We start from the raw sequence: 8768 nt of genomic DNA, 5'->3' as shown, positions 1-8768 counted from the left end.
TTTTCTAAATTGCTTCCCAAGGTGTAACTGATGGAGGTGCGAATCGTATCTGTACCTTCATTCGCGTTTTCTATAACCACATCTCCGATGCTATCAACAGTATATGTATCATTACCAGCACCACCAGTCAGACTATCATCACCTCTACCACCAGATAAAACGTTAGCAGCACTATTACCAATAATTGTGTCATTACCATCACCTCCAAAGGCATTTTCGATGATAGTTCCTGTATTGATAATTAACGTAGTTCCATTGAGAATACTTGTAGAACCTGCATTGAGGTTGAGGTAGGAGTTGGAAGTAATCGCCGCAGCATTAATTGTATCTGTACCAGTATTATCACTCAGTGTAGTCGTGCCATAAAAACCATACTCATTGGTGTAAAAATAAGTGTCGTTAGCAGTATCTGTATCCCCATATAAACGCAAATTCCAACTATTGAGGATACCAGTATCTGAGGGGAATAAATCCTGAATTCTCAGTGTCCAGTTACCAGCACTGCTTTCTCCCCAATGTTGTGCGCTAGAGAGTTTAAACACAATATTGTCTCCAGAGTCCAAGCCATTACCAGGTTGATTGATCAAACGGCTGATGGTTCCACTAGGAGAAATCAAATCAACAACCAAATCACCTCGATAAGAATGAGTCAGATTAAGTTCTACTTCCACCCAATCAACATCTAAACCAGCAGCAACAGTAAAGGTGCTACTAATTCCGCCTGTATTGCTATCTGGGATAACCAAGCCTAAATTACCAGAGCTGTAAGAAAGAGACTGCTCGTTGCTAAACACACTCTGCGTTTGCCAAGTTTCTGCCAAACGCACAGCAGCATGAGCATCTACTAAACCAAATCCATAGTCGTGGCTGACGTGTAAACCACCACCATTAAAGTTGTTAGCGCCGTTAATTTGCCAACCTTGGTTATAGAAATCGTTTTGGCGAGCAGAATAGGCGAGAATTTCTTGGATGTCTCGATAACCTAAATTGCGATTGGCTTCTAGTAACAAAGCCACTACCCCAGAAACTTGCGGTGCGGCTGCGGAAGTGCCATTAAAACTATAGGTGTAGTCTCCATAGTCATAGCCTTCAAATCCTTGACGATCTGTGGTGACAATACTGCCATCATACCCACTACCAAAAGCCGAAACCAGAATAGATGCACCAGGAGTACTGTAGGGACTGGCAAAGCCATTATGATCAAGTGCCGCTACAGTAATGACTTGGCGAGCGTTTGTATAGTTTGAGTAATTTGTATTCAAACCGCCCTCACGGCTATTTCCAGCCGCAAATACTATTGCAGTTCCTAAGCCATTACGTCCAAATTGAGCCGCATCTTGAATAGCTTGTCCTGCTTGAGCCAATACTGGATTGTTAAAATCAGCTACAAAACCAACTACATAAGCCCAACTATTGTTAGCCACATCAACATTGCGTAATCGCTGCAACGCCCGAATCGTGCTGTTGATATCTGAGTAAGAAAACCGGAAGGAAGCCAGGGTAGAACCATAAGCTACACCCACACCACCAATCCCATTTCCCGCCACAGCACCAATAACACCTGCAACAGAAGTAGCATGGGCGCTTTCTCCGGGTAAAGGGTAGGGATTACCAGCGTTGGTAACGCCATCATAATCGATGGAAGTGTTGTAATTCGGTGCTAAATCAGGATGATTATATTCAACGCCTCCCCCTTCAAAAACACCAACAGTAACACCGCGTCCTGTGTAGTCATCCCAAACATCAACCACATTGAGATCAATACCAGGAGTACCACCAGATTGACCTTGGTTATATAAATACCATTGATTTGGAAATAAGGGATCGGAAGGAATAGTAGTCATAGATTTGTTGTGTTAATAGTAAAAATGCTTGAATTGGGCTAAAGCCTATTGAGTTTTATCTGATGTGCGTTACTAAATGTTGTTTAATTGGCAAGTTTCGTGGCTTGTGGAGTTTCTGCTTGAAGACCAGTAATTTTTTCTAACTGCGATCGCATTTCTCTACCAGTACCTCGCCCAACAAATATCCTTAAGTAATCCATACTTCGTTGTTCCTGGCTCGTATCTTCGGGAGTAGCTGATGCGTAATTAATTTGAATTTCCGAAATTTTTTTATTTGGAGTTAATAGGAACCCAGTAATTCCAAATAAAAGTGTATTGACAACCCTTGCATCAGTATTATCTTTTTCATCTTCCCGATATTCAATTCGGCTAATTTCTTTGGGAGAAATCTGTATTATTTGAGTAGATTTTTTATCATTGATTATTTCTAGTTTCTCGCCCATTTCTTGGTAGATTGTAACTCCTATTTCATTCACGTTAACTTTGCAATTTCCTCGTTTTTCTAGGTCATTTTTATTTAAAATACAGTCACCTTTTTTTCCTGAGCGATCATCCAAAGATATAGGTACTTCGTAACCCTGACATCGAGAATTTAAGGGAAAACTAGAACATAGTTGGTATAACTTTTTTGCATTTAAAGCATTGACTGGAGCAATAAAAACAGACTCCAATAACAGCAGAGGAAACAATACGCCCGCAGCCATTTTACGTTTTGACATAGCTTTCAAAAGAAGAGATATTGAGATGAAATATTTCATTGATATTTTTTGACAAAATCTAGCCCAGCTTTGGCGAAAATGCCAAAGACTAAGATCGCAATCTGCCATGAAAGCGACTTTTTGGTGAGTTGGCTCATATTTCACATCGAACTTGGAATAACCCAATTAGAAGGTATTCAACTTCAGTCAAGCCAGTTCAATTTCGGTTCTTCTTCTCACTGGACTAAATCTGAACTTGACAAAAGCTAAATAATATGTGCTTTAGATAAGTAGCCATCATGAACTGCGTACACAAGAAAACATGAAAAAGTCTTTCCCTTACACATCTACACCCCTACACCCATTTTTCAAGTCAGGTCGGCGTGAATAATTATCATTGAAATAAAGCAAAGAACAGGGAGTTTCTTAGCTGAGGTAGCAAGGTTTTGAGTCTTGTTTACTTTTCTTCACGCAGTTTATTTTTACTGTGCCGACTTACTTAAACTCAAATATTTTAAGTGTTTTAATTTACAGGCAACAATGATTATGGGATTTTAGAAGATCAATAGCATTAGAAATTTCCGAAAAATAATGTAGAGATCAAGCAACGCTCCATCTCTACAAGGTTTCTGGATAACCCGTATTTAAATTCGGTCTATATCTAATTATTTGCTTCTCACCTAAATTTATGTTGTACTGCATTAACCCCGATTGTTCACAGCGAGAAAATCCTGATAATTGTGCGGTATGTCAAAACTGTCAAACGCCGCTCATCCTGCAAAATCGCTACATAATTAAACAGCCGTTGCAGGTTGACAAATATCGCTATACAGAAATATTTGAAATTGAAGATTTACTTGATAATAATAAACTTAAGATTCTGAAATCTTTAAAGCAAGTTACGCCAAAATTATTACGCCTATTTGAACAAGAAGCATCAATACTAATAAGTTTGCGGCATCCTGGCTTACCTGTTGGAGAAATTTTATTTCCCTTAGTTTTAAATACAGGTCGTCAATTACGCTGTTTAGTAATGGAAAAAATACCTGGAGAGAATTTGCAAAACTGGTTATCTCGCAATCATTATGTAAAATCTTATAAAACTGTCATTAATTGGCTGAAGCAATTAACACAAATTCTCCAATTCGTTCATGATAACCAATTCTTTCATCGGGATATCAAGCCTGCAAATATTATGCTTTGTCCCAACGGTAAACTGGTTTTAATTGATTTTGGCACTGCCCGTCAATTAACACAAACTGTGATTAATAATCAGGAAATAACCGTAATTATTTCTCCGGGTTATACTGCACCTGAACAATGCGAAGGTCATGCTGTACTTCAGTCAGATTTCTACGCATTGGGACAAACTTGCGTTTATTTACTAACAGGTAATAACCCAACTAAGGCTGATCATAAATCACACAATTGGTATAACAATATCAAAGATAAACAAACCCCAAAAAGATTAATCGAGTTAATTCAGACGATGACAAATTCTCATCCTCATCGTCGTCCGGCAACAACTCAAGTTATTCTTAATAAAATTAGTCAAATTGAGACAAATTCACAAATTCAATGGCGAAAATTTTTACTAATTGGTGCTTGTGGCGCTTTAGTCATTCTGGGAACAAAATGGCTTTATAAGGCAGTTACTACACTGCGGACTTGCGACTATATCGAAGGCGATCATCTTAGTTGTGGGGAAGAAAGCTTAATTCCTCAAAGTTTTTGGCAATCTAATCAACCTCCAGCAACCAAGCAATTAGCCATTGATGAATATCGGAGCAAAAATTTTGCAGAAGCAGCGCGTTTATTTGAAATTGCCTTCAATAAAGAAACCGATCCAGAAACTCTCATTTACTGGAATAATGCCAAAATTCAAACACAATTTCCAGGCAGTAAAATTCACACCATCGCAGCAGTAGTCCCCTTAGAACGTAGTACTAATGTTGGTTTAGAAATACTGAGAGGTATAGCTCAAGCTCAGACTGAGCTACTAAATAAACAACCCTCCCTACCTTTAAGAATTATCATTGCTGATGACAGTAATCGAGATAACAGCAAAGCCGGGAATAATGCTCGCAAAGTTGCCCAAAATTTAGTAAAATACGAAGACTTACTGGGAGTTTTAGGTCATTACAGTAGCGACACAACTAAACAAGCTTTACCTATTTACGGCCTAGCACAAATAGTTTTAATCTCTGGTAGTAGTACTTCCACTAATCTCAAAAGTCCTTTTTTTTTCCGTACTATCCCTAGCGATCGCATTAGCGCCAAAAAAATTGCCGGCTTTTTGTTCTCGCAATTCAAACAACCGAAAGTAGCAATTTTTCTGAGTGAAGAGAGCGAGTATACCCAATCTCTATCAAAAGCTTTTCGAGAAGAGGTAAAATCTCTTCAAGGTAAAGTTCTTGACCACCAATCCAGCTTTAATCTTGCAACGGATAGTTTTGATGCCGAAAAAGCTTTAAATCAAGCCCAAAACCAAGGTGCAACCGCCATTTTATTAATTCCTGATGCTGGAGTCGGATTGTATAATGCAATTCCCCATGCAATACAAGTAATTGAAGCAAATGTCAACGGATTGCAAATTGTTGTAGGTGATAGTCTCAACAGATCAGACTTACTGACACCAAGTAAAGTTATATCTTCACCAGCAATCGAACAAACAGTATGGTCGATCGCCTGGCATCCCATAAATAACATTAACTCCCCGTTTGCACAGCAAGCTAAAACCATCTGGCGAATCGATGACAAAACCTTCTCCAGTAATACAAAAATCACTTGGCGAACTGCAACTAACTACGATGCAGTCATGGTAATCAGTAAAGCCATAGCTCAAAAACCGACTCGGTTAGGTATTCAGCAAATTTTGGCAGACAAGAATTTTGCGGTTACGGGGGCGACTGGCATAATTCAATTTGAGGGGAGCGATCGCCAAAATGCTACAGTCACAATACTTTCTATCCGGCGCAAGTGCAATTCTAGTGATTTTGTTTTTGTCCCAGGCGATCGTCCTCTAAAATGCCAGTAATCCTATGTACATAGAGAATTAAAGAAGTCACGTTTACTTTCATCGGCGAAGCGGAATGAGCAAGCAAGCAATTTTGGCCAATCTAATGTAAATTAAGAATGTACACAGCAATGCCCTTTTCAGTGGGTAGTACAAACTCAACAGGCTGGAGTTTAGCTAAATTCAGCTTTGGTGTGATGTCTAACGACAAGACGTTCTGCGTCTACGCTCTTCAAGCACCAACTAATTTTCTCAACGCCAGCTTTTCCGAAACATTCAATAGGTGATTACACAACGCTTCTGGAGGTCACTTAATTATCTGAAGGAAAGGCAATTCTGCAATAATTAGGGATTTTTTAGGCGATCGTATGACATCCTCACTTGGCCTAGTTCCTAAATTCACTCTTTGCGTGTGCTGAGAGTTTGTTTGTGTTGCGTTTGGGTAAAAAACAAGAAGTTAATTGTTTTTTTCTAAAGTATTGTTACCAGATCGTGATATGATTCAGCTGACTGAATGTGCAGTCATAATAAGTTAGCTGTACTGGTTTCAAGTCCCGTGAGCTTGTCAGAAGAACCAATTGCGCCCCCTCCGACAACACAACAAGATGCTCCATCTGGTTTTGAGGACACAGAACCAGTCAACACTTCTATGCAGGAGTTCTATCAACTCTATCAGAAGTTGTTGGTAATCACACTTGTTTTGACGGGGATTATATTTATCTCTGTGTGGATTTTTTATTCACTAAACATTGCCCTGAATTATTTAATTGGGGCGTGTACAGGTGTGGTTTACTTAAAGATGCTGGCTAACGACGTTGAGCGATTGGGTGCTGAGAAAAATCGTCTAAGCAAAAATCGTTTTGCTTTATTTATTGGGTTGATTATACTAGCAACTCAATGGAACGATCTACACGTAATGCCCATTTTTTTGGGTTTTCTTACATACAAGGCCACGCTCCTCGTCTATACGGTGCAAACTGCGTTCCTTCCTGATTCTTAAAACAGTGAACAGTGAACAGTGAGCCAGCGCGGTCTTGGGGGTCTCCCTCATGAGCGACTGGCGAACCCGTAAGGGTGAACAGTGAACAGGGTTGTGGTGTGTGTAGAAGCGCACACAAATGATGTAAGGGACTTTAACCCAACAGACAAAACTGACAACTGATAACTGACAACTGATAACTGCTTAACAGTCAGGCTCACTAAAGACAATACACCCATCCTCGCTCGTTGGGGAAAATGCTTGAAGAATGCAAATGCTTAGTGTTTTAAACGCCTTTAATTCTTTTCCCCTCGCCGAATTAGAAGTAGGTCAACATTTCTACTGGCAATTAGGCAACCTCAAAATTCATGGGCAGGTTTTTCTCACCTCCTGGTTCGTGATTGGCGTTCTGGTAATAGCTTCATTAGCTGCTACTCGGAACATACAAAAAGTTCCCAGTGGTATCCAAAATTTAATGGAATACGCTCTGGAATTTATTCGTGATCTAGCAAAAAACCAACTTGGTGAGAAAGAGTACCGCCCTTGGGTACCATTTATTGGTACATTGTTCTTGTTTATCTTCGTATCGAACTGGTCAGGTGCTTTAATTCCCTGGAAGCTCATCAAGCTGCCATCTGGTGAATTAGCGGCTCCTACCAATGACATTAATACGACGGTAGCATTGGCACTGCTGACTTCTCTTGCTTACTTTTATGCAGGTTTCAGCAAACGTGGTTTGGGCTACTTCAAGAAATATATAGAGCCAACACCCGTATTGTTGCCGATCGCCATTCTCGAAGATTTCACTAAGCCCCTCTCCCTAAGCTTCCGTCTTTTCGGTAACATCTTGGCGGATGAATTAGTTGTGGCGGTATTAGTGCTGCTCGTGCCTTTATTTGTACCTCTGCCTGTAATGGCCTTGGGTTTATTTACCAGTGCCATTCAAGCTCTAGTGTTTGCTACCCTAGCAGGGGCATACATTCATGAGGCAATGGAAGGACACGGCGGCGAAGAGCATGAGGAGCATCATTAAAGCCCTCAGTTGTTAGCACAGTTCTGACGAGCATCAAAGCTCAAAACGTCGCAAACTGCGATTTGCGAGAACTCGGTGCAGCGTGAAAAAACACGTCTTTACTAGTTAATTTACTTTTGTAGTTCTGTACTTAAAGCAAGGAAAATCAAAATGGATCCATTAGTTTCTGCTGCTTCAGTTCTGGCTGCTGCTTTAGCAATTGGTTTGGCTGCGATCGGCCCTGGTATTGGACAAGGTAACGCTGCTGGTCAGGCAGTAGAAGGTATTGCTCGTCAACCAGAAGCAGAAGGTAAAATTCGCGGTACTCTGCTATTAACCTTGGCGTTCATGGAATCTTTGACCATCTACGGTCTAGTAATCGCGTTAGTACTATTGTTCGCTAACCCCTTCGCATAAGACCTGAAAGTTTTTGTTTTGTAGAGACGTGAGCTATCACGTCTCTACAAACCAAATTTTGGGGATTAATTGGTTCTGATGTAGGCTGACCCTTGTGGCTATGGGTCTCTAAAATACGAAAGGTTGGATAACGTTGCTAGCCATGAAAACTGCTACTCCAGCCAAAGAGGAGAGAAATGTTTGATTTCGATGCTACTTTGCCCTTTATGGCATTGCAGTTCCTGCTGTTGGCAGCCTTGTTGAATGTAATTTTCTATAAGCCACTGACCAAGGTACTGGATGAGCGCGATAATTACATCCGCACCAATACCCTTGAAGCCAAGGAACGTTTAGCCAAAGCCGAACGCCTAACTCAAGAATATGAGCAACAACTAGCAGAAGCTCGCAGACAATCGCAAGCGACTTTAGAAGCGGCTCAGGCTGAAGCTAAGAAAATTACTGCCCAGAAAATTGCTGAGGCGCAACAAGAAGCTCAAGCTCAACGAGAAAAAGCTTCTATTGAAATAGAGCAACAAAAGCAGGAAGCTATGCGTTCCTTAGAACAACAAGTTGATGCTCTCAGCAGGCAGATCCTAGAAAAACTATTAGGGCCGAGTTTAGCTAGATAAGCTAAAAATGACTGGTCTGGCAAAATCTACGCGCAACTGGGCATTTGTCCCAGAGCGCCTAATTTAAGTGTCAGCCAATTTTGGATTTTAGATTGCCGATTTTGGATTTACAGTGCCAATTTTTAGGTTGCAGATTGATAAATTACTCAATCAAAAATGAAAATCTAAAATTTAGGTGGTGATAAACCAAAAAA

General features: G+C 40.4%; 8 protein-coding genes. 6 read left to right on the top strand and 2 right to left on the bottom strand.

What is annotated here, in order from left to right; genetic code table 11:
• Nucleotides 1-1844: S8 family serine peptidase (locus tag H6G77_RS07210; RefSeq protein WP_190871197.1), on the bottom strand; the 1844-nt coding region annotated here is incomplete at its 3' end.
• 83 nt (nt 1845-1927) lie between these two features.
• Nucleotides 1928-2563, bottom strand: coding sequence for a hypothetical protein (locus H6G77_RS07205; RefSeq protein WP_190590579.1), 636 nt, complete (start codon nt 2561-2563; stop codon nt 1928-1930).
• 667 nt (nt 2564-3230) lie between these two features.
• Here H6G77_RS07205 and H6G77_RS07200 point away from each other — a divergent pair.
• The 6 genes from H6G77_RS07200 (at nt 3231) to H6G77_RS07175 (ending at nt 8574) form a co-directional block, all read left to right on the top strand.
• The gene (locus tag H6G77_RS07200; RefSeq protein ID WP_190871196.1) at nt 3231-5579 is read left to right on the top strand and encodes a bifunctional serine/threonine-protein kinase/ABC transporter substrate-binding protein; all 2349 of its coding nucleotides are present in this window, start codon (nt 3231-3233) and stop codon (nt 5577-5579) included.
• A gap of 110 nt (nt 5580-5689) precedes the next feature.
• On the top strand, nt 5690-5845 hold the full coding sequence (locus tag H6G77_RS07195; protein WP_190871195.1) for a hypothetical protein: 156 nt from the start codon (nt 5690-5692) through the stop codon (nt 5843-5845).
• 227 nt (nt 5846-6072) lie between these two features.
• Entirely contained in the window at nt 6073-6558 is a 486-nt protein-coding gene (locus H6G77_RS07190; protein ID WP_190590582.1) for an ATP synthase subunit I, read from the top strand.
• 247 nt (nt 6559-6805) lie between these two features.
• Nucleotides 6806-7570: a F0F1 ATP synthase subunit A gene (atpB, locus tag H6G77_RS07185; protein WP_190590583.1), complete on the top strand. Its 765-nt coding sequence runs from the start codon at nt 6806-6808 to the stop codon at nt 7568-7570.
• Between the two features lie 150 nt (nt 7571-7720).
• On the top strand, nt 7721-7966 hold the full coding sequence (gene atpE, locus H6G77_RS07180) for an ATP synthase F0 subunit C (protein WP_015112744.1): 246 nt from the start codon (nt 7721-7723) through the stop codon (nt 7964-7966).
• Nucleotides 7967-8142: 176 nt separating this feature from the next.
• Nucleotides 8143-8574, top strand: a complete 432-nt coding sequence (locus H6G77_RS07175) for a F0F1 ATP synthase subunit B' (protein WP_190590584.1) — start codon at nt 8143-8145, stop codon at nt 8572-8574.
• Nucleotides 8575-8768 lie beyond the last annotated feature (194 nt).

Origin of the sequence: Aulosira sp. FACHB-615, from assembly GCF_014698045.1 — a bacterium.
Taxonomy (GTDB): domain Bacteria; phylum Cyanobacteriota; class Cyanobacteriia; order Cyanobacteriales; family Nostocaceae; genus Nostoc_B.
This window is presented reverse-complemented; position numbering and strand designations above follow the sequence as displayed.